Source organism: Rhizobium sp. 007 (assembly GCF_015353075.1).
Taxonomy (GTDB): domain Bacteria; phylum Pseudomonadota; class Alphaproteobacteria; order Rhizobiales; family Rhizobiaceae; genus Rhizobium.
On sequence record NZ_CP064187.1, the window covers coordinates 2,756,555 to 2,779,951 of the forward strand.

Here is a 23,397-nt window from a genome sequence, read left to right on the forward strand (position 1 = left end):
CTGCGCTTTGATCGGTAGACGTGATCAACCTGGGCTCCCGACAGCCTTCTGGGTCACGGCAAGCACGCGCTCGCGCATGGCAAACCATTCGTCGGAGTAATCGTCATTCTTGTACTCGTCGAAATATGGGCCGCCATCGGTAAAGTGAACGATTTTCGCATCGTCGCGCTTGTCGTACTCGTTTACCAGGTAGTTCCAAGTGACGGGAATATCGCCAATCTGCTCGTCGGAGTCTAGCCACTTGAACTGGTGCAACTGCAGGCCAGTGGCCGTGTTGACAAAGTCCTTGGTCAATGCCCTGCACTTTGAGTTGTTGAACAAGATCATGCTCGACCAGTTCTTCTTCTCGTACTTCGTCTGAGTCTGGCCCAGAAATTTGGTTTCAACCTTCGGAACGTAGTCATGCTTCACGCACATCGCAGCATATCGATCATCCCGGAGTTTCCAAAGCTCTGCGATGTCGGCCCGCGCCAGCATGTCGCAATCCATGAAAATACTCCACCCCTCATAGTTGCTGAGGTAGGGAACCAGAAAGCGAGAGAAGGAGAACTCCGTCGACTGCAGCGCATTGCGCTCGCGCGTGAAAATGTCCCTCAGATTATCGAGGACAATAGGCGAAAAGGCGACAGGGATCGAGGAGTGCTCTATAATGCTCTGGCACAGAACATGATAGGCAACTACCTCCTTGGAATCAAAACCGACAAAAATTCGAGCAACGTCATCTCTCATCGATGATCCTTTCATTTTGGCTGTGCAGAGACCTCTTTTAAGGTCGCCCCCCTCATGGAGAGGGAAAAGTTCCTCTGACGGTCCGCAGCTGTGCACCACCAGAAACCCTGTGTCAATTCACATGGAGTCCTTCCGGGGCCGGCTCTCAAAAAAGCCGCGACGTCACTTGATTCTAATCCAGCGCTATTATAGCGCGACTTTCCTGAAACGAGATTCAACTTCTACCAATCCAGGGGCATAAGGCGGCAAAATGTCGTGGTTCAGACGAAAGAACACTCCGATCAATAGTCTTGCCATCATTCCGCCGGAGCCTCTGCCAGGCCGGTCCGGAATCGCGATTGCCGTAATCGTTAAAGACGAGGCATCATATATCGAAGAATGGGCGATGTTTCATAAAGCCGTCGGGATCAGTCACTTTGTCGTCTATGATAACGGCTCGACCGATGCCACATGCAGCATATTGCAGTCGGTTCTCAATGCCGACGAGCTTACGATCATTCCATGGTCCGGCAAGATGTACCTGGAATCGAGATTCATCAATAGCCAGGTTCTCGCCTTCTCCCATGCCGTCGCCACTTTCGGCGGTAGATTCAGCCGCATAGCTTTTATCGATGTCGACGAATTCTTGCTTCCGCGCAAGGGAGGCACGATCGAGGAAGCGCTGGAAGCAACACAGGGATTTCCGAATGTCTCCTTGCCTTGGCATATGTTTGGCACGGGCGGACATAAGGTGAGGCCGCAAGGCCCCGTTGTCATGAATTATACGTGGCGCAACGACGATCCGCTTAGCAAAGCGAAGCACCTCTCCAACTTCAAGTGCATCGTAGATCCCTGCGAAGTCGTAGAGGTTACGGTGCACCAATTCAAGACGCGGTCGTTCGGCGATCTTACCGTCAATGACACAGGATTTCGCACGACCAGGGACGGCAGGAAGAAACGAAGTTTTTATTCAAACGAGTATCTCCAACTGAACCACTACTACTGCAAGTCGGCTCAGGAAATGGCCGAGAAGATCGCCCGCGGGTCCGACTACATTGTCTCAGCGGATTTCCTGAAGAAGAAAATGGAAACGACCCTTCGAAACATAGAAGCAAGTTTAGTGGAAGACCGCTCGATGGTCGAATTCGTGACCGGTCGCTCGATCGCCCTCTCCCGACCCGAGATATCGTCGGTCTCACCGCTGTCACGCTGGCAAAGCGCCAGTCCAAATCGGGATGCCTGAAGCCTGCGACACATATGGATCTGCTGTAGCGGATATCCCTTCTTGATAAGATGCTCCAGTATCCGTCCGATCCATATCCGTGTGCAGCCGCACCAGGTTTTCCTTGTTGTAGGCATGGCCGACTGATTTCGGGTAATGCCTGTGATATGACGGCCGGCGTCTTGTGACAGAGCGGGCGTTTATGCCGTTTGAGCATTTCTGATCCGCATTGAGTTCAGCGGTTTAAGCCCGCAGACCTTGTGCAGGAGCGCCATGCGCTGATATCTGCAGTTCATCACACTGGTAGTACTCTAAGGCTCTCCTCCAGCGCCGCTTGGCCGCGTTTTAGCGAAAGGTCATGATCGCTTTTCAGACGTCAAAGAAGGGACGCCCGCTCTTATAACACCCATGACGGGGCGGAAGACTTCCGAGAGACTCGCCGCACCCTTGGCCGATAGGTGATCTCCGTCCTTATACAGGACAGTGCCCTCTCGCATCACGTGACACCTGAAAGCATCGCAGATTGCGCCCATGGGGTCTACCACCAGCGCTCCGTTCGATTTGGCTGCCTCGTCCAGCACCCGCCGTGCTAACGCCTGCCGTTTGCTCGTGTAATCAAGAGGAGGGGCAATATCAAGCGATCTTCCATCGACTACGGCTTTGGCGAGCGCTTCTGGGACGTCGGAGCCAACCTCCGGTACATCCATTACCAGCACCGCCTTCGTCCCTTCCTGAGCGAACCTAGCGAGTGTGGTGTTTAGACTCGCCCTGACAGGCGAAGACCAATCTGCCAAGGAGGGTTCTACACGCGGGTCGAAAAAGACGCCCCCACCCGGAAGCTCGGCCCTATGAACGTATTTCGGCCAGTAACCAACCATGAAGATGAAAGGGAACTTTCTCTGCTCGATAAACGACATTACTGTTGAATTATACTCGATGCACCGCTTCACCGCCCAAGGGGGACCGAAGTCCGCATTCGGTAAGGGCGGGCAGGAGGCGCGGCCGAGGAACATACCAGACAGACCCATCTCGCGCGCCGCAACGTCGATTGCCGGAGCAATGGCCGCGGCGTGAGAGTCACCCCACACAAGGAACTGCGGCTCACTTGAAGATTGCACTCCAATCCTGCAAAGTTCGCCTCTTCTTATCTGAGCCAAGGTCAAGCCATCCCCGTCCGAATCGGCAAAGCACAGCCGAGAGAAAAACGGGCTCTCATCATGAGTGGCTTGGTAAAGCCGGAGCGCCTCTTCGGGCAAACGATGGGGAATGCCTTCAAATCTTTTGACGACAGTTCCGAAGGCGATCGCCGAAACAATTGCGGCGCTGCTCAGGCCGGCTATGGCTGCACCCGAGGGCGCTAGCCTCCCGTATCGGGCGGGTTGCTCTACAAACCTCCAAGAAAGGTAGGCCAACGCGAACGACAGTGCGACGACCGTCAGTGCCCACTCGGTCGTCAGTTCGTGTTGAAGAGCGGAGCGCGAAAACACGATAACGGGCCAATGCCAAAGATAGAGGGAATACGAGATGCGGCCGATAAAGACCGAAACGGGATTGTCGAGAAAGCGGGCAATCAAGCCGTCTCGGCAATTGGCGTGGATCACAAGGGCCGTACCAACACAGGGAACTGCGGCATTGAACCCCGGGAAAGGAGTGCTAGGAGAATAGAGAAAGACGGTTGCGAAGATTGCAACGAGCCCCAGTGCTGTCATGGCTTGAGACGCGCGGGCTCGATAGTTCGCTTGCGGCGCAATAGCGACCAGAACTCCTACTAGCAATTCCCAAACGCGGAAATGCAGCAGGTAAAATGCTTTCTCCGGTTTATGATATACTTCGAAGATGCTTGCTATAAACGACAGCAGCGAGACCGCCAAAACGATCCCGAACATGCGCCTGCCTGCAAATTTATAGCAAATGAAAAGCGCGACGGGGAAAACAAGGTAGAACTGCTCCTCGACAGACAGGGACCAAGTATGAAGCAAAGGCTTCATCTCGGCGGCAATATCAAAATAGCCACTCTCGCGATGAAACAGAACATTTGAAGTGAACAATGCGGCGGCTATTAGGCTATCAGCGAAATACCAAAATTCCTGTGGCATGAACAAGAACCATGCCGCGACAGCCGAAACAGCCATCATTGCGAACAGCGCCGGGAAGATGCGCCGCATGCGCCGGACATAAAACTCCAGAAGACTGAATCTGCCGCGGTCAAGGTCGGCCAGGATGATCCTCGCCATGAAAAATCCCGAGAGGACGAAGAACACATCGACACCGACGAAGCCGCCGCTGAACGCCCCGAAACCTGCATGAAATAGGAGCACCGGCAAGATTGCCACGGCTCGCAATCCGTCCAAGCCGGGTCGATACTCCATGGGTCGATATGTTAAAATCGAGGTGCTCCTCTATGAACTACCGACCGCGGACGTTGCCTCAGGCATGGGTAATGTAATCCGCTCAACCCTTTGGCCGGCTACTTGTAGCCGAGCCGTTGGCCTCGTCAATCACCTGCTCGCGAAATGTCGCTAGGCAACGCCGGCACAGAGAAGATCGGCATATGCAAGATCCAGGCGGGCCGGCCGTTATGGTCAGTCACAAACAGAACATGGACTTTTTTGCGACTGCATCATTTCCATCGCTGAGCCTGCAAGCACAAACCTCGATCACTCGCGCGGAGGAAGGCCACAGCGGTGTTCGGAGGAACGATAGCCACACTGTCGGCATCGGACGTGACGGGATATGCCCGCCGCAGCCCAACAGCGCCTTCACGAAACCTGAGTCCTACCATCGTGGCCAAGTTGTTCAAGTAACCGTGCATCAACCGTCTTGATGTGCGGGAGAGGAATCGCCGAATATAAACTGCCTCGATTAACGGCGTCACGGAAACTCAGCGCGGAGTGGACACGTCGATTGGGTTATGCAAGACATTGCGCAGAATATTACTTGCAAACTAAGCGACGGAAATTTCTAGATGACAGCTGGACCTGACGCGCTCGAAATCCTCCGGGAAAAACACCGCCGCTGGCTCTCGCAGCTCGACATTCGCGATCAGCCGTGGTTGATCCTCGGCTCCGCCCCATGCCCTACAATACCGGCTGACTTGATCGGACATTGCGCTCGCGTCGACGTCAACAACTCGGGCAAGACGGCTGCCGCCTTGGGTCTCCCACCGGCCGACCTGACGTTTCGAAAGAGAAAGAAGTCTTGGGATGAGCATCCTCACGTGAGAACGAGAGGTCTTTTATGGCTCCACACGAAACCCCTATGGTTTATGCGGCTTAGGCTGCTGCTGATGCCCCAGGTGCAGTACAAGAGTCTGATGCGCGCCACCAAGGATGAGCGCGAGGCGATCGTCACTGCCGTGAGCGGTGGCCTTCCCCCTGGTGTGGGAGAACTCGGAAAAGTCACAAACGGAGTTGCAGCTGTTTGTTACGCCCTTTTCATGGGCGCGCCATCAGTGACCCTGGCCGGGTTCTCCGTGACGAAAATGGGCCATTCTTACAACGACAAGGGCAAGCTTCGGCGACAGATCGCGGAGGACACTTTTGTGCTGACGCAGCTTCGAAACCGCGGGAATGTGTTCACCACGGAGGGCGAGCTCTCCGCACAAATCGGGCTTCCCCTCGTTCGAAACAGGGATGACATCGAAAAACACATGGCTAGCCCGGTCTGTGTTGTCCGCAGTTAACGTGTTCTGCCCAGGAGTAAGCGAAATGGTACCATTGCCCGCGCGCTCGACGTTGTATTGTACGGAATAGATATCAATTATCGGCCTCAATTCAGCCATGCCGACACCCGTTAAGGCCGCAGTGTCAAGGCGCGCCCGCACGGCCATGACTGGCAAGACCTAGCTTTGGGTAGTGGTGCGAGCCGCAAAGCCATAGGTCAAGAGAAGCAGCAGAGCATGCATCCCTTGCGTATACTAAAACGCCACATCGAATGGTGGTTTCATCGCTTCTGACCTTCCAAGCTTCCCGCCAACTGCTTGCGCAGGAATGGAATGCGCAATCACGTTGATCACACCGTCGAAGATGGGAGCAAGAATTCTAGCACCCGATGCGGAAAGATGATCGGGGTCCTTGTACATTACAGTGTCTTTGATCATCGCGTGGCAGCGGGTAGCGTCGCACAGCTTAGGGAGAGGGTCCACGAGATAGGCATTCTTGCGCTTGGCGACATCGTTCAGCACCATTCTTGCCAACGACTGTCTTTGGTCGGTGTAGTCGCGCGAGGGAGCAATATCCTCAGAGCGGCTTGTCGTTACGGCTCTCGCTAGTGCTTCGGGGACCGGTACGCCCATCTCAGGAACGTCAAGTACCAATACAGACTTCGTGCCAGCCGCGTCTAACCGTGTGATCGTTTCCTCGAGGCTGTTTCGCACCGGCCCGGACCAGTCTTCGACCGGTGGAGCAGCGTTAGGATCGAAGAAGATGCCCTGGTTAGGCAGCTCGGAGCGGTGGACATATTTTGGCCAATAGGCGACTAGAAATACATAAGGGATCTTCTGTGTTTCAATAAAGGAAAGCGCCGCCTTGTTGTGATCGACGCAGCGTTCGACGTTCTTTTGAGATGCAAATGCGGCGTTAGGGAGCGGTGGGCAACCGCCACGACCGATAAGTACACCCTTTATTCCTACCTTACGCCCTGCAAGATCGATTGCAGGAGCCATCGCGGCCGCATGCGAGTCTCCCCAAACGACAAAGGACGGGGGAGCAGTTGTGGAGTGATCACCCACAACGCAAAGCCGGCCTTCCTCTATGGCCGCGACGGACAGGCCGTTTCCGTTGGTATCGGCAAAGCAACGCGGTTGAGAAAAAGGACTTTGATCGTAAGTTGCCGCATAAAGCCGGAGCGCTTCCCCACTGAGACGCCACGGCATCCCATGGTAGGCAATGATCGTGCTCCCAACTACAACCGAGGCCCCAAGTGCCGCCGCGCCCGAAACAAGCGGCGTGACTATACTCATGCCGCCGCCGTGCCTGAATGGTTGCTCGATAAAACGCCACGAGAGGTATCCGAGCGCGAGCGCGCAAGCAAAGACCATTGCGCCTTCCAACCAGGCCTCCATTCCGAGGTTGAGGTAGCGGGTAAAAACGATAATGGGCCAGTGCCAGAGATAGACAGAGTACGAAATCTTTCCGATGAACACCATCGGGGGCGCCATTAGAAGGGCGTAACTCCAACTCCCCCGGGCCTGTGAAAATATCACTGCGGCAGCAGACAGGCACGGCAGGAGCGCGTAGTAACCAGGAAAGGGCGTGTCAACATTGTAGGCGAAGAAAGCAGCGATGATTCCAAGCAGGCCAACCCCGGCAATCAAGCTTTCGCTGCGCTGCGTCAGTTTCGGTGCAGGAACAAGGGCAACCAGCGACCCAAGCAGGAGCTCCCATACCCGAAAAGGAAGCAGGTAAAACCCCTGAGATGTGGCGTTGAAGGCCGCCCAGCAGCTGGCGGCAAATGACAAAAAGAATGCCGCTATTAGAATTGCCAATGTCACTGCGCGCGACTTCCGCGTCAGCAGGAGGGTAAGCGGAAAGAATATGTAGAATTGCTCCTCGACGCTCAGTGACCACGTGTGAAGCAAGGGCTTCGTGTGCGCTTCAAGATCGAAGTAGCCGCTTTCTCTTTGGAACAGTATATTGGCGGTAAAAGTAGCTGCTCCAATCAGACTTTTAGCGAAGTATTCGAACTCCTGAGGCATGAACAGGAACCACGCCGCGATCGTGCTTGCGGCAAGAACCGCGGTGAGCGCGGGCAAAATTCGTCTGATGCGGCGGCTATAGAACTGCCAGATATTGAAGGAGCCCGCCGCGATATCCGACGAGATAATTCTGGCCATGAAATAGCCAGAGAGGACAAAGAAAACATCGACGCCAACGAAGCCGCCGGGAAGCCAGGCCAGGCCGATATGATAGAGTACAACCGGTATAACGGCGACGGCCCGCAGCCCATCGAGCTCGGCCCTATAACTGGGCCGGCTTTGGCTCAATATCATTTCGGCTCCTTTGGAAAGTTCGACCGCTGAATCGCGGCTATCCGTAGCCGTACGATTTGCCCGCAATGAGGCAGGGACTTCAGATTTCCGCCAAGTGTCATCGCTATATTCTCAATCAAGGACGTCTCCCTAGCCGCTGACTGCCAGCGAGCCAACAGGTTCGGAGCATTGTTCAGCGGCGCTCCGAGGACCGGCTAGCTTCGTGCGGACGCAAACGGGATCTCTCAGGTTCGCAGGTAACTTATCCTGCACGTATGCCGTGCTCCGAAACCCCGGCTGAATCGGTCATCCCGGCAATGCGGACTTTCCGATGCTGCCCCCGGTCCCAACACGGCGAAGGCTCCAGCGTCCACATGATTTCAAGGCTAACGCACTTACTCCCTCCAGTGATCCGCCACCCAACGTGTCGGGAGGATAAAATGCCGAAGATGCGCGAAGAACGAGTCCCGCTTCTGCCGCTTTGTCTTGTTGAAACTTGCCATGAGATGTCCAAACAGAGTGTCGGCGCCCCGTGGGTGGTACTTCCCTCTTATCGCCTGCTCTGGGCGAAGGCCACGAGGGAAAATTACTACTTTTGCGCTCTGGGGGAGCCGCGGCGCAAGGAAGTAATTGAGCGGCCATGCACGGCGGCAATCTTGACGAAAGTGCAGCACCCACTCGCGCGGGAAAAACTTCGGACCATCCGGAGCGTTCCTGGTCACGAAACGCTGCTCAAACCGGTACTGATCCGCAATCACCTGTGGTGCCGCCTTAAATTTCTCTTGCAGCGGTGCGAGCTTGCCCACCGGAAATCGAAATAGCGAAGTCTGTCCTAGCTTTTCAAATGGCGTGGTCTGATTGCGCGCCATAACAACGTCCTCGGCGCTGCCAACCTCAAAGAACGGATCGAGTGACGCAACAACCACAAGGTCCAAATCGAGGAACAAAACTGGGCCGCTGAGTGACCCTAAAGTTTCCCCCCAAAGCCGCGCCTTATTCCAAATGCCTGGGGATTTCTCTGGCATCGTCGGGACGTCTAACGGTGGTAGGTCCTCGCAAAGAACCTCAGGCCGAATGCCATCTCGCTTATCGGTGAAACATGTGAAGGTAAACGGCGGAGTGATGTTTCTCGCAACCATTGCATAAAGGCGATTGATATAGGGGGGGCCGAACTTCGTACCCCAATTTATGCAGATCACCTGTTTCGTCGTGCCTACCGCAGGTAGCGTCTCGCTCACAGCCATTTGCTCCGCTATTCCTTTCTAAAATCCCAATGCTTCAAGCGCTTAGCACAGATACGGCGCGTGCCAGCAGATGCAAAATAGCACGGCCATGGTTTCCGTTGTCAGAAGCCGTCTATTGTGACGTGTTGTCTCGAACGACATTGTTGCCGCCCCTGCTAACGATCAGATTGCGACCACCACCGACGATCCTGTTTCCTTCGACATTGTTGTTGTCAGCAAAGTCTGCATTGCTTGCGCTGCTGCCAAATGGATAGGCCGGGTCGGTAAAGCAATAGTCCTTGCCTCCGTTGCGGGATCCCAACCAAACTGCCGGTTGCTTGCGGCCGGAAGAATACCGAAACGTGTTCTGCGTTATTTGATTGAACTCCGGTTTTTGGTGGCGAATAACGCCGCCTTCTCCGCAATTGCGATAGACGAATATTCCGCCATTGTCGGAGTTTTCGAATGTATTGCGGGAAATCGTATTTCTTGCAGAACCATCGATCGCGATCAACTCACGCTTGTCCGTTTTGATGCTGAAGACGTTTCCGGAGATCGTATTGCGGGCTGACTCGGCGTCAAGATATACGGCAACCGCGGTGCTGCGGCCTGATATTTGAGACGATATCAAAGCCGCTCCCGTTACGCCCGGCCCCACATAAAAGGGGATGCCATTGGGCGCCTCGATCTGGACTTTTTCAAATCTCACGTTGGCCGGTGCCGCGGCTTGGGCATAACTGGTGTGGTCAGCCTTGAGTGACGAAGCCTTCATCACTTCGCCGTTCGCATTTTCTCCGAGACCGTAGATCCTGACAAATCCTCTGATCCGGCAGTTGCGAATGGTGACATTGCGCGGTGCATCCCATTGCCCTGACGCAATTCGCGTTGAGCGAACGATGATCCCGGTTTTCTGCATGCGTGAACCACCGGAACTAACGTCAATTAGCCCCCCGCCACAATCAAGTACCGCGTTTGAAGCGGAACTTCCTTCGAAGATCAGCTGATGGGTCACGACGTCACGCGAAGACAGCTGGATGTTGCACCGCAAAGAAACCGGCTCTGAACCAGGGGCCCTAATTTTGGAGATCGTCGCCTGTCCGCACGGTGTGTTCTGTCCAGCCTCTTCGCTTGGTGGCGAGGTGTCGGTGGGGCTTTCCTCGACGGGCGTTAGTGGCCCAGTGTTTTCGCCTTCATCGGGCGACGGCACGGACGGGCCTGGTCGCTGAGGATGCGGTCTCTGATACCCAAGATCCGGCTGCAAAAAGGAGCTGTCAATATAGGCCGTTCCGCCCTGGCAGCCAACCAACAAGGCGAGGCTCGTTGACATTATGACAGCTTTCGTCTTCCCGAGTATCATTCTATCTCCGTTGCCCAGCGTAGTGGCGAATCTTCACCCTGCCGACTTCTTACCAGATGTTGGTCAAGGGACGTCTATTTTCATCGGATGTTTTCGGATCGGCGGCTCGACGTATGCGCCCGGCTCGTTGACATTTCGCGCCAGCAACCTCGAGGCAATGCTTTCGGCAGCAGCCTTCGCTCCCTCTTTCGAATAGAAGTTGCCGCGAACCTGCACGGAGGCTGCGAGCAGTCGCATGAACGCGTCAAGAAGCTTTGCCGATGGCGGTTGTGGATCTTGCCAGAAACGATCGATGGAACTTGGATCCGTCAGCCCTTCGATATCATAGATCGTAACTCCGAGCGTCTTAACAGGCTTGAGTGCCTGCAATGCTGAAAGCGCAGCTGTCGAATTGACGGTGACCATGCCCCGGCTTGCAGCGATCAGCGCCGAGAGATCGCCGCCGTCGATAACCTCAACGCGGCCGGACAGGCCGAGCGACAGGGCGGTGGCGTTCACATAGTCGTCCCAGTCGATAAGCCCGTTATCGAGCGGATGCACTTTGACGAGCAGCTTGGCTTCTTGCGGTGCGTGCTCCGCAAATGAGCGCAGAATAAAACGGATGGCATCCCGCTGGCTGTGGAACGGCGAATGGGCGCGCAACTGATAATCGGTCTCAATCTGCAGGGGATAGACAAAGAACGCTGCGTTATCGGAAGACAGCCGGCCAACTTTGAAATTCGCCTCGCGAGCCCTCTTGCGGCCGGTTGCGAGCCTCCTCAGCCAGCCGGCATATTCGGCGAGCGGATGAAACAGCCCGTGGCGCCGGTAATGCGGATAAAAAAGCGAGAAGAACACGGTCGGCAGGTAATAAAGTAAATCGGCGACCGCTTCCGAGAGAAAAGTGTGACTGTAGCGCCTATTCCAATCCGGCGCCGGCAGGCCCTCCGCAGCCGCAAGTATATGATTCGGATCAACAGGAAAGCGCGAGTTGGAAGAAAGGCCCTCGCGCTCGATCGTCACCCAATCAGGCCTCAAATGGCCCATCTCGATGGCGTAGATCGAAACGCCCATCGCGCGGGCTTCGGCGATGGCAGCACGGTGGTAGGGTCTTTCCTCTCCGAGGACGATAAGGTCGGTGATCTTGCGGTCCGCGATGAGATGACGGACATAGCCCGGCCAGGCGGCGAAAGGACCGCGATAGTTCAAGGCACCACGCCTGCGCCAGAACAGCCAATCCCCGCTGTTGAGGTTGACGCGAACGCACGCGCAGCCTGCTGCCTCAAGACGGTCCGCAATCCGGCAATAGAGGATGGACGATGGCCCCTGGAGAAACAGGAAGACGCGTTTCGCCTTCTCCTCTGAGCGGACCTGCACGATCATTGCGCCGGCAACTCTTTGCTAAGACCAGCAAAGCGCAGCAGCGTTCCGAGCAGGTTCCATGGCGCCTCTTCCCGCGGAGGGACAGGACGCTGCGAATGCGAGCGAGCGCGACCGAGCGGCACGATCACGTAATCGGTACGAGGATCCGGAAACGGATCGGCAAAAGCCTTCAAGAGTGGCGCATGATCACCGTAGAAGAGCAACCAGACTGGCCGGTCCAGCGTGTCGAGATGATGGGCCAGGTTTCCAAGCGCGTGATCGGCGCGACGGAGGAGCTCGGAATAGATCTCCACAGGATCCGTGAGATCACCGACGCGACCGGCCTCCCAGGGGCCATGGTTGGCCATTGAGGCGACGAACAGGAAATTCTTGATATCCGGATCCTTTTCAATCTCGCGGATGACGCTTTTCGTCAGCGCCTGATCGCTGACATAAGGGCCGTCGCGCTCCGGATTGTGATCGAATTCGTCGAGCATCATCATGTGATCGAAGCCGAGCTGCGGCATTGCCTTATGACGCAGGAAGAAGGTGCGGTCGTAGGGATGAATGAACTGCGTCTTCCAACCGGCATCCTTCAGCTTGTTCGGCCAGACGACATCCGTGTATTGGCTTGCGCTCAGATATGGATAGCTCGCATCGATATGCACGTCGTCCGGCTGAAGGCCGCTTAAGATTGCAAATTCGGTGCGAAGCGTATAGCCGCCTTCGAAAACGCTCGTCATACGGCCCCACTGCGCCGCCCGCTTTCGCAGTCGATCAAGATTGGGAAGCTTTAAATCTTTGACCTCGAAATGACGAAGGTCGATGAAGGATTCCGACTGCCAGACGACGATGAGCGGCGGCTCGTTATCGCCGTCCGGATCCCAAAGATCGTGCAGCGCCGACTTCAGCATGACCGACAGCTCGTGCACGATCTTCTCGCGGCGGCGGCCAAGCCATATGATAAAATGCAGGACGACAGACGTGAACGTGCCGAAGCGGACCGTATTCTTCTTGATATCGATCGGTCCAACCAGCTGCTGAGTGGCCCGCGAAACCGGCCCGTTCACAGGGCCGTAGAAAAGCGCCAGCCACGGGCCGAAGGCAACGGCAAGTCCGACCAGCACCCAGAACACCCGTGCGCTGTCAGGCAAGATATGCGGCTCGAAATAGAAATAGAGCCCGGTCACGCCGAAGACGTAAAGGAACGAGAATATCCAGAAGAAGACGTTCAGCGAGGTGGCGTAGAAGATCTCCTTGTATTTGAAGACATCGACGACGAGCGCGATGTCGGAGAAAATCAGCGGCTCTCGGATGAACTTGAATTTGGCGCGCGAAATCCCGGTGAAAATCACAAAAAAGCTCATCGTCGCCTGCATGGCGTAGATCGGCCGCCACGTCACCGAAAAGAAACCCGCAAAGACCAGAGCGATAACCGGAAGGCGCGCCGCAAGATCGAGCGCATAGCGTGCGGGTGTTCGCTCGATCTTGTTCTGGCGATAGACGGCAGACGGCATCGCAAACCAGTCCGTTGCGTAGACGAAGATGCACGTCAGGACGAAGCAGGAGGCAACCAACAGAAAGGGGACGTCATGTAAGCGCAAAGGAACCATCGATTTTCTATTACCGGCAACAAATGCCAAATCCGACTAAAGCTTGGGCGTGTCAATGCCCGATGATATCCCTGTCTTCAAATGCACAGTCGATGGCGTTGCATGCGTTTCCCTTGCGCCACGCTTCAATCGATATCGGTACCAGCGCGAAAGCAGCGGCTTGATGAACGGCCCCAGATAGGCAAGCGCCATGAGAGATAGCGTAAAGTGGATCTTCGAGCGGTTGCGGTCGATACCGGCGATTATGCGCTGTGCAATTGCTTCCGCCGTCCAGGGCTTCACCTTGCCCATGAGAACCTCGGCCTGCCATGGCCGCATCGTCATTTCACGCTGATACTGGGGTGTCAGCGTGTCAGGCGGAAAGCAGATGGAGACGCGAATTCCCGTTCCGACGGCTTCCGCCTGTACGGCTTCCGCAAAACCCTTGAGGGCCGATTTAGAGGCGCAGTAGGCCGCATAACCGTGAAGGCCAATCAATGCGGCACCCGACGAGACCACCATGATGGTGCCCTGCCCCCTCGCCTTCATGCTGTGATAGACGGCACGGGCGGCATTTGCGGTGCCCAGGAGATTTGTGGTTATTTGCTGGTCGAAGGCCGCGGCCGAAATAGCATCGAAGGCGGCCGGCTCGACAATGCCGGCAGAGGCGATCAGCACATCGCAGGGGCCGTTTGCCGTTTCACAGGCTTTGACTGCAAATGCCAGGTCCTCATGCTTGGAAACGTCAGCCGAAACGGCAAAAGAGCTTCCGCCCTTCGATACAGCCTGGACGTCTCGAACCGCCTGATCGAGGCGTGCCGCATCGCGTGCGATCAGCGAAACACGCTCGCCTCTGGCGGCGTAAGCCTTTGCGACTGCTAATCCGATACCGCTTGAACCGCCGGTTACGATGACATGCATTGCATCGTCCTGCCTTAAGGCTTGCCCGCCATCTGGTTCATCGGCAGGAGCTTCATGACCTTTTCGAAGTCGATCGAACCTAGGCCGAAATTGCGGTCCTGTAAATCTTTCAGCCGCTTTGCCGTCACAGTGACGGCATGGCTAATCTGCTCATCCGTGTGATTGCAGGTGATGAAGAAACGCAGCCGGGCCATGCCTTCCGGAACTGCCGGATGGATGATCGGCAGCGCGTTTACGCCCTCTTCGAGAAGATCGTTGGAAAGCTGCACGGCGCGAACGGAATCCCCAACGATCACCGGAACAACGGAATAGCCGGTCGCAAGCCCGGTATCGAGACCGGCTTCCTTCGCAAGCTTGAGGAAGAGCGCGCCGTTGCGCCGCAGCCGGGCGGTACGCTCCGGCTCTTTCGTCAATATTTCCAGCCCGGTCAATGCCGCAGCCGCCAGTACCGGCGCCAGGCCGACGCTATAGACGAAGCCGCCGGCCTCCGCCTTCAAGACGTCCGCCAAAGCCTGGCTTCCGGCTATGTAGCCGCCGCAGCTCGATGTGGTCTTTGAAAGCGTTCCCATCCAGATGTCGACGTCATGTGGATCGATGCCGTAATGTTCGAAGCTGCCGCGACCGGTTTCTCCAAGGACGCCGAGAGCGTGCGCCTCATCGACCATCAGCCAGAAGCCGTAACGCGACCTCAGCTCGACCAGTGCCGGCAGGTCGGCGATATCGCCATCCATCGAGTAAACGCCTTCAACGATCACCAGGATACGCCGGAAGTCGGAGGACAGAGACTTCAGAACGGATTCGAGGTTCTCGACGTCATTGTGCTTGAAGAGACGGCGCGTCGCGCCTGACTGCTTGATCCCGGCAAGCGCACTGTTATGGATGAACTCGTCATGGATCACGAGATCCTGCGGGCCCATCAGACAGCTGATCGCAGCAACATTGGTCAGGTAGCCGCTGACGAAGCAGACGGCAGCGTCGACGCCGTAGACCTTGGCAAGAGCACGTTCAAGTTCGACATGCACGGGCCGCTCTCCGGCAACCAGCCGGCTTGCTGATGCAGAAATGCCAAAGCGATCTATCGCCTCTTTTGCCCGCTGGTTGACGAGCGGGTCGGTATTGGTTGCGAGGTAGTCATAGGAGGCAAAGTTTGCGAATTCCCGGCCGGCCATGACAGTCGTTGCACCTGCCGCCTTGTCATGAGATCGGTAGAAGGGGTTGCCGATGCCAGCCATCTGCGCCCCGATCTTCTGGGTCATCACCCGCTGATATTCCGGCAGTTCGTCGAATCGTGTCACCTGGCGAACCGGCGGCTGAGGGTGGCGGTTCATCCGGGCTGCCCGGTTTCTGCCGGACGACTCGTTGGCGTGCCGCATCTGATCGAGCAGTCCCGTTTTCCGGTCCTGCGCCTTGCCGTCTGGACTGTCCGTCATTTCACATTGCCGCTTTCTGAACCGTGCCAGAATGACTCTGGATCAGCTGGCTGACAACCTGCTCGGCTTCGCCTGCTCCCTCGTTTCCACCGCTACGGCTGGCCACGCGCTCCCGCAGACGAGCCACAACATCGCCGATGGTCGTGCCATCGCTGATACCGCTCAGCGGTATGTCGAAACCGGTCTTCTGTTGGAAGCTCATGCCGAGTTCCATCGCCATCAGGCTGTCGAGCCCGATATCCTTCAGCACTTTTTCCGGTGTGATCCCATCTTCGGTGATACGCAGGATCGCTGCGATTTCGGCAGCGACCAGCTTATGGAGAAGGGCCTGCGCTTCATCTGCAGACTTGCCGGCGATCATCGCCTCGAGATCGATGGTTTCGTTGTCATTGGTCGCCTGGCTGCTTCCTGCCTGGCGCATGATCGTCTCGAAGAGCGACTTTCCGGCAATTGGAAGAAGCCGCGCCGCGCTCCAGTCGACCTCGGCGATCATGACGGTCGCACCCTCGATGCGGCCCTGATCGGCAAGCATGTAGCGCTCGACCTGCTCCAGCGCATCGCCCGCTTTCAATGCCGACTTGCCGATGCGCTTCGAAAGCACCTCGTTCACCTCGGCGTTACGCGCCAGGTAGCCCTTGTCTGCAATCGCGCCGAAGCCGACCGCCAGACCGGCAAGTCCGGCTGCGCGGCGTTGGCGCGCCAGACCTTCGAGGTAGCCGTTGGCTGCGACATAGTTCGCCTGCCCTGGATTGCCGAGCATCGTCGTCGCGGACGAGAACAGCAGGAAGAGATCGAGGTCGTCATCTGCCGTCAACCGGTGGAGGATTTCCGCGCCCTTGACCTTGACGTCGACGACGGGCCGGTTGCGTTCTGCGGTGAGGTTCGAAAGCAGGGCATCGTCAAGCACCATGGCTGCATGGACGATGCCCTTCAGCGGCGCCTTGGTGCGCAATTCGCCAAGCAGGGCGGCGACCGCCTTCTCCTCAGTAATGTCGCAAGCATGCACGCTTGCCGTGACGCCCTTCTTTGTCCATTCGGTGATCGCCTTGCGGGTCTCGTCGTCGGCAACGCCCTTGCGCGAACAAAGCGCGATCTTCCGGGCGCCCTTCGAAACCAGCCAGTTTGCGGTCGCAAGGCCGAAGCCGCCGATACCGCCTGCCACTAGGAAGATGCCATCGGACTCGAAATGAAGCGCCTTGCCGGGCGCCGGAAGGACCTTGTCCTTGCCGATGACCGGGGGACGGACGACTATCTTGCCAATGTGGCCGGCATTCTGCATGAGACGGAATGCGCTGCTGATCTCGTCATAACCGAAAGCGCGATAAGGGATCGGCACCAGCTTTCCGGCGGAGAACAACTCTCCGATTTCGGTGAATATCCGCTTCGTGAGTTCCGGCACATTGACGAGAAGCTGGTCGGCATCGATGCCGAAATAGCTGATATTGCGGCGGAAAGGCCGGAGCCCGATCTTGCGGTCGGAATAATAGTCGCGCTTTCCAAGTTCAAGGAAGCGCCCGAACGGCTTCACGAGTTCCAGGCTACGTTCCATGGCTTCGGAGAAGAGCGAATTGAGAACGAGATCCACACCGGCACCATCGGTAATCCGGCGGATATCGGTCACGAAGTCCAGGGAGCGCGAATCGAAGACATGATCGGCGCCGAGCGTTTCCAGGAAGCGACGCTTCTCAAGCGTTCCCGCCGTGGCAATGACCGTGGCACCCTTCAGCTTTGCGATCTGCAGGGCAGCCAGGCCGACACCGCCTGCGGCACCATGGATCAGGATCGTCTCGCCGGGCTGAATGCGGGCGAGCTCGACCATGGCGTAATAGGCCGTGAGGAACGCGACCGGCACAGTTGCTGCGGCGACCGTATCCATCCGTTCGGGTAGCCTGGTGACACCATCCCGGCGAACCCTCACATGCGTCGAGAAGGCGGCCGGGCCGATGCCCATCACCTTGTCCCCAGGCCTCAGATCACTGACGCCCATGCCCGTTTCGACAACACGTCCGGCAAACTCCATGCCGATCGTGGCGCCAGCAAAGCCGTCCTCCAGTGCTTCTTCGGGGAGCAGGCCCATAGCCCACATGACGTCGCGGAAGTTGAGACCCGTTGCCTCGACGGCAACGACGATCTCACCGTCGGCAGCAGACGGTACGTCACATGCTTCCCAGGCAACACTGTCGAGTCGTCCGGCCGAATGCTGGCGGATCGTGGCAGCGGCATAGCCGTCGGTCATCCGGGCAGAGGACGCTGAAGGCCCGGTAACAGCGCGAAGTTCACGGACCTCGCCGGTTGCCGGGTCGAGCATCCATTCGCGGTTTGCCCCATGTGATGCGAAAATCGAATTCACGATGCCGGAAACACGCCGATCGCCGGGTTCCCCATCGAGCATGTGGACGTCCAGGAATTCATACTCGTTCTGCAGGACGCGGGCAAAGGCCCAAAGCCCGGAGTTTGCGCCGTCGGTCCCCTCACCGGAAAGCGGCGAGCCGCCGGGCGCGATGAGAAGAAGCTGCGGACGGCTGTTTGCGGCAGCCTCGCCGGATTGCATGTAGGCGGCAAGCGCTTCTGCGAAAGACGCAAATGTAACGAGCCGATCCTGTGACAGCTTCGATGGGTCTTCCTTCGATGCGCGCTCGGCATAATAGACCGCGCGCACCGGCTGGCCCGCAAATTTGGAGAAGGCTTCAGCATAAGCCGACTTCGGCTCCTCCGCCGCAACGGATATTGTTGCCAGCCCGCCGAAGTCCGAGGCGTGGCTTGAGCCTTCGCCGATCACAAATAGCGGGCCATTACCGGCCTCGGCGGCCAGTGGTTCTTCGCTTACCACCTTCGGCTGCGCGATCAGCGAAACGAGCCTGCCTTCCGGATACTCGGCTTCGTCGACCTTTGCGTCCGCAAATCCGAGCGAATGTGCAAGATCCTCAATCTGCCGGGCGGTTCCGAGCTTTCCGATCGGAAATTCCGGAGACTGGCTGCCTGCAAACCAGCCGTCCGACAGGCCGAATACGAAGTCGTTGAAAGCGGAAGGCGCACGATCGGCAAGGACGAGCGTCGCACCGTGAGCAGCTGCCTTGCGCACGACAGCCTGGAGCGCCTCGTCGCTGGAAAGATACTGCTGGCTCTGATCGCCCGCAACGACAACCAGATCGGCCGCGGCCTGATCGCCGAGCTTATCGGGGTCTGCGACAATGACATGCGCACTGTCTTCGAAGGCGAGTTCCAGCGTGCGCCGGATATTTTCACGCGGGTCGGCAATGACCAGCAAAGCGCCGTGTTCGGCTGCTGCCAGGGCAAGCTTGCGGCTGAAGGCGGTCGAGATAGACCCAACTTCCAGAATCCGACGGATGCCGCCTTTCTTCGCTTTCAGCACACCATCGACCATGCCGCTTACGACAGAAAGGCGGTGCAAGCTCAAGGGCGAATGGACGAGAACATGCTCCAGCGTCGCTTCGCTGACCGACTTCGAAGAAGCAATGTCGTTGCCCTGCTTGAGGGTGGCGATTTTCTCGAGAGCGTCGCGATGCGCATCGTTGATGAGGACGGCTTCCGCGATGCGGCCGGCATCTTCACCATAGAGTTCCCGCAGAACCTCCTGGACCGGCGGCAGCGTGAATTCAGTCGCAACGGTCCATTTTGCATCATCGGACGAGGCAATGCCCGCGTCTTCAAGGCTGAAGAGGCAGCTGGTGAGGAAGGATCTGAATGCGGCATCGCCGGGAAGGCTACCAATCGTAATCGAGCCATCCTTTGCCGCGAGCGCAAGCGCGATCTCGTGGCATGCGCGATAGACGGCGGCGTCGAGCAGAAGGGTTGCGTTATTCAGCGCAACGTCCAGGGGGCCAGCAATGACCGGAAGCGCATGAATGTCGGATGTCGCGGCAAAAAGCGCGGACGGGACGCTCTCATAGTGAAAGGCGACGGAATCCAGCGTGTGGTGACGCCTCAGATACGTCCGGCGGAAGCGGCAATCGTCGAATGCCGCAACCTGCGTGCCGGCATCGTCGAACATCCGGAAACGCACCTTGATCGAATTCTGGCTGAACCGATCGATCCCGATCGTCGCCTTGACGACCGGGCGTTCAGAACGCCTGACGCGAACGGAGCCGAAGCGCACAGGGATATAGGGCGCGCCTGCCTGATCGCCGGATAGCTGATCGAAAAGCGCCACCAGACCGTGAAACGCTGCATCGACCGACATCGGATTCAGATTGTAGCTCAGGTAAGGGTGTGCAGGTTTTTGTGCCGTCTTGAGATCGACCTCTATCAGACCGTGCCCGAAAGCGACGGCCTTCGACAACAACCTGAAATGCGGACCATATTGCAGGCCGAAGCGCTCAGCTGTCTCATATGTCTTTTCGGCCGTCAGAACCGATTTGACTTCGCCGGCGACGGGGGCTGCGCGCTCGTCGGCCACAGCATCGATCGTCTTGCGCACCCGGGCTACGGCATGAACGGTCCAGTCGTCATTGCTCAGCCGTTCACGCGAGCGGATTTCGATGTTGCCGGTTTCGGGAGAAAGGACCGTCGAAAGTTCGGCGATACGATCTTGCCGCAATTCCAGCGGCCGGACGATCTCCAGATTTCCGAGTTCGACCTCGTCCGTATCATAATATTGCTGCGCAGCCGTTACGGCGATCTCGATAAAGCCGCTGCCAGGCATGATCGCCTTTGAATCCACGACATGCTCTGCAAGGTCTGGCAGCAGGTTGGCGTCGACATGGTTCTTCCAGCTCGATGCGTTCGGATCGGTTCGCCACCCGAGCAGCGTATAAGGCACACGCTGATCGCGGCCAAAGATGTCGATCTCGTCGCTCGTCGGCTGCGGGCGCAACTCGATTTTCTCGAACGGCAGCGGAGGAAGTTGAATGAAGGCGTTGCGACCGGCGGCGTTGCGTGAGCGAAGCGGCGATACGCCATGAGCCACAGCACGCGCGAAGGACTGCGCGACCGGATCGCGGCCGGTTACGCTTTCACGTGCAAGCGTCGGGATTACGGCCGCTTGATGCGAAATGTTCTTGGCGTTGTCCGTCACATAGTTCGAAAGAATCGGGCGGGGCGAGATTTCGATGAAAAGGTTGCAACCCATTTCCATCGCGGCTTCACAAGCGTCCTTGAACAGCACCGGATCGCGCACGTTGCGCCACCAATAAGCCGTGTCCAGCGTCTGCCCATCAGCATGGCGGCCCGTGACGGTGGAAATGAACGTGCCGACGCCGGCATCTGGCTCAAGATCCGGCAGATCGTCGAAGAATGCATCTTTCGCCCGATCGATGATCGGATGATGGAACGGATAATTAATATCGAGCACATGCGCCACGATCTGCGCCTTGCGGGCGGCGTCGCGGAAGGCTTGAACCTCGTCTGATGGGCCGGAAATCGTCACTGAATTCGGCGCGTTGATGGCTGCGATGCAGATATTGTCGAAGCCGTTCGCATTTGCGAAAGCAAGCGCGGCATCCGCGCTCATGACGACCGCTGCCATCTTGCCTTCGCCGGCGAGCAGGTCCTGATGCTGCGAACGCTTGGCGACGATTGCCACAGCTTCTGCGGCCGTCAGCACCTTGGCGGCGTAGGCAGCGGCAATTTCGCCGACTGAGTGACCAAAAACCGCATCGGGTCTCAGGCCCTGCGCCGAAAGACAGTCGGTCAACGCCGCCTGCACCGCAAACAGCATCGGCTGAGCGATCTTGGTGTCTGCGAGCCGCTCCGGCAGGTCTTTGGAAAAAAGCAGATCAGTCAGCTTTTCGCCGAGATAATATTCAAAGAGCGCGCTGAAGGACTGGAAGCATTGGCGGAAATGCGCGTTTTCGCGATAGGCATCCACGCCCATGCCCGGCCATTGAGAGCCGTTTCCAGCAAAGACAAATGCTACCCGCACGCCTTGACCAGGAACCTCGCCATGCTCGCCAGCCGTCGGCTCGCCTGCCAGATGAGCGCTGATTGCGGCCAGCACTCCGTCGCTGTCTTTCGCTTTGACAGCAAAACGGTGGCGCATTGCCTCACGGTTCGCCACCGCCGAAGCGACAAGCTGGCGCGCCTCTCTGGTCTCGGCCTGCTCCAGACGCTGCTTATAGTTATCAAGCAGGCCCTCAAGTGCCGAGGCGCTATGGGCGCTTGCCATGAAGATGACGCGATCACCCTTTGCTTGCGGCTCAGGCGGTGCGACAGGATCCGGATCGCTGATCACGACATGGGCGTTCGTGCCGCCAAAGCCGAACGAGTTTACGCCTGCAAAGCGCGGGGTTTTCGCAGGCATTAGCTCGATCGGAGACGTGTTGACGCGAACGTTCAGATCCTCGAAATCGATGTCTTCGTTGGTCCGCTCGATATGAAGCGTTGCCGGCAGGAAATTGTTTTCAAGCGCAATGACTGCCTTAAGGAGACCGAAGAGGCCGGAGGCTGGTTCGGTATGACCGATATTCGATTTGATGGAGCCGATCGGAACTGGCGCGCGGCGGTTCTTGCCGATGACGTTGCCGATGGCCCAGACTTCAGCGGGGTCGCCGACGCGCGTGCCGGTACCATGGCCTTCTATGAAGGCGATGCGGTTCACATCGATATTGGCGCCTTCATAAACCGACTTCAGGAGGGCAGCCTGCGCCTCCCGCGACGGCAAGGAAATGCCATTGGTACGCCCTGAAGAATTGACGCCGGTTGCATGAAGGCGGGCGTAGCTGCGGTCCCTTTCGCGCAGAGCCTTGTCGGTGCGGCGAAGCACCAGCACGACGCCCCCTTCGGCGCGCACATAGCCATGGCCATTCGTGTCATAGGCTCGGCACAGGCCTTCGGGCGACAGCATACGCGCCTGCGCAAAACCGACGAAGGAAAGCGGATGCGCCAAAAGATTGATCCCGCCCACGATCGCCGTATCGATGTCGCCGCGATCAAGCGCGCGGACGGCTTGGTCGAGCGCCACCAGCGACGACGAACAGGCGGTGTCGATCGTCATGCTTGGACCGCGCAGCCCGAAGATATGCGAGATACGGTTCGAAACGATCGAAAGCGTGTTGCCCGTCATGAAATAAGGGCTGCCGGTCGCCGGATCCTCGACGGCAAGGTTGCCGTTATCGAGGCTGGATGCACCGACATAGACGCCCACCTGCTCGCTACTCAGGGAAGCTGCAGGAAGATTGGCGTCCTCAAGCGCACGCCACACAAGGCCCAGCAGTATCCGCTGCTGCGGATCCATCTGCATCGCTTCGCGCTGGGAAAGACCGAAGACTGCCGGATCGAAATGATAGACGTCAGTAAGAACGCCGGCGGCGAACGTGTAGGTCTTGCCCTGGATGCCTTGATGCGGGTGCCAGTAGCGGGCGAGCTGCCAGCGCTCGGCCGGGATTTCGCTGACGGTGCACTTCCCATCCTCGAGAATTTGCCGCAGTTCATCCACTGAAGAAGCGCCTGGAGCAACGCTTGCGCGCCCAATAATCTCAATCGTCATGTTCACCCGGTGTCGTTATAGCGGTAGGCGGCAGAGGGTGGCTGTCAATGCCAGCTAAAGTTCACATCATAAAAGATACGGCTTGTCATCCGAAAAAGTGGCATCTGTGGTTGTATTCCCATAACTTTCAATAACAACCGTAACCGATTGTAAACAAAGGAAGGAGCACCATCATTTCCTGATGGAGCCCC

12 protein-coding genes are annotated in these 23,397 nt (G+C 57.5%); 2 read left to right on the plus strand and 10 right to left on the minus strand.

Features of this window, described 5'->3' with window-relative positions:
- Positions 1-24: 24 nt before the first annotated feature.
- Positions 25-729: a glycosyltransferase gene (locus ISN39_RS13730; RefSeq protein ID WP_194730194.1), complete on the minus strand. Its 705-nt coding sequence runs from the start codon at positions 727-729 to the stop codon at positions 25-27.
- 250 nt (positions 730-979) lie between these two features.
- Here ISN39_RS13730 and ISN39_RS13735 point away from each other — a divergent pair, with 250 nt between their 5' ends.
- Positions 980-1,951: a glycosyltransferase family 92 protein gene (locus tag ISN39_RS13735; protein WP_194727875.1), complete on the plus strand. Its 972-nt coding sequence runs from the start codon at positions 980-982 to the stop codon at positions 1,949-1,951.
- Between the two features lie 335 nt (positions 1,952-2,286).
- On the opposite strand, the gene ISN39_RS13740 is transcribed toward ISN39_RS13735, so the two are convergent.
- On the minus strand, positions 2,287-4,299 hold the full coding sequence (locus tag ISN39_RS13740) for an acyltransferase family protein (RefSeq protein WP_194727876.1): 2,013 nt from the start codon (positions 4,297-4,299) through the stop codon (positions 2,287-2,289).
- A 596-nt stretch (positions 4,300-4,895) separates the two neighbouring features.
- Between ISN39_RS13740 and ISN39_RS13745 the strand changes: the two genes are divergently transcribed.
- A complete protein-coding gene (locus ISN39_RS13745; RefSeq protein WP_194727877.1) occupies positions 4,896-5,612 on the plus strand; it encodes a hypothetical protein in 717 nt (238 codons plus the stop codon).
- A 234-nt stretch (positions 5,613-5,846) separates the two neighbouring features.
- On the opposite strand, the gene ISN39_RS13750 is transcribed toward ISN39_RS13745, so the two are convergent.
- The 8 genes from ISN39_RS13750 to ISN39_RS13785 all read right to left on the minus strand — a co-directional run bounded on the left by ISN39_RS13750 (position 5,847) and on the right by ISN39_RS13785 (position 23,206).
- Positions 5,847-7,919 carry an acyltransferase family protein gene (locus tag ISN39_RS13750; RefSeq protein ID WP_194727878.1) on the minus strand — a complete coding sequence of 691 codons (2,073 nt, stop codon included), beginning with the start codon at positions 7,917-7,919 and terminating at the stop codon, positions 5,847-5,849.
- Between the two features lie 374 nt (positions 7,920-8,293).
- Positions 8,294-9,142, minus strand: coding sequence for a glycosyl transferase (locus ISN39_RS13755; RefSeq protein ID WP_194727879.1), 849 nt, complete (start codon positions 9,140-9,142; stop codon positions 8,294-8,296).
- A gap of 112 nt (positions 9,143-9,254) precedes the next feature.
- Positions 9,255-10,478, minus strand: coding sequence for a right-handed parallel beta-helix repeat-containing protein (locus tag ISN39_RS13760; RefSeq protein WP_246763207.1), 1,224 nt, complete (start codon positions 10,476-10,478; stop codon positions 9,255-9,257).
- Positions 10,479-10,541: 63 nt separating this feature from the next.
- Positions 10,542-11,840 (minus strand): capsular biosynthesis protein, encoded by a 1,299-nt coding sequence (locus ISN39_RS13765; protein ID WP_194727880.1) that lies wholly within the window; start codon positions 11,838-11,840, stop codon positions 10,542-10,544.
- Positions 11,837-13,432, minus strand: coding sequence for an LTA synthase family protein (locus ISN39_RS13770; RefSeq protein WP_194727881.1), 1,596 nt, complete (start codon positions 13,430-13,432; stop codon positions 11,837-11,839). The genes ISN39_RS13765 and ISN39_RS13770 overlap by 4 nt, the downstream gene beginning before the upstream one ends.
- Positions 13,433-13,468: 36 nt before the next feature.
- Positions 13,469-14,332: an SDR family NAD(P)-dependent oxidoreductase gene (locus ISN39_RS13775; protein ID WP_194727882.1), complete on the minus strand. Its 864-nt coding sequence runs from the start codon at positions 14,330-14,332 to the stop codon at positions 13,469-13,471.
- A 14-nt stretch (positions 14,333-14,346) separates the two neighbouring features.
- A complete protein-coding gene (locus tag ISN39_RS13780) occupies positions 14,347-15,762 on the minus strand; it encodes an aminotransferase class I/II-fold pyridoxal phosphate-dependent enzyme (RefSeq protein ID WP_194727883.1) in 1,416 nt (471 codons plus the stop codon).
- Between the two features lies 1 nt (position 15,763).
- Entirely contained in the window at positions 15,764-23,206 is a 7,443-nt protein-coding gene (locus ISN39_RS13785) for a type I polyketide synthase (protein ID WP_194727884.1), read from the minus strand.
- Positions 23,207-23,397: the final 191 nt, after the last annotated feature.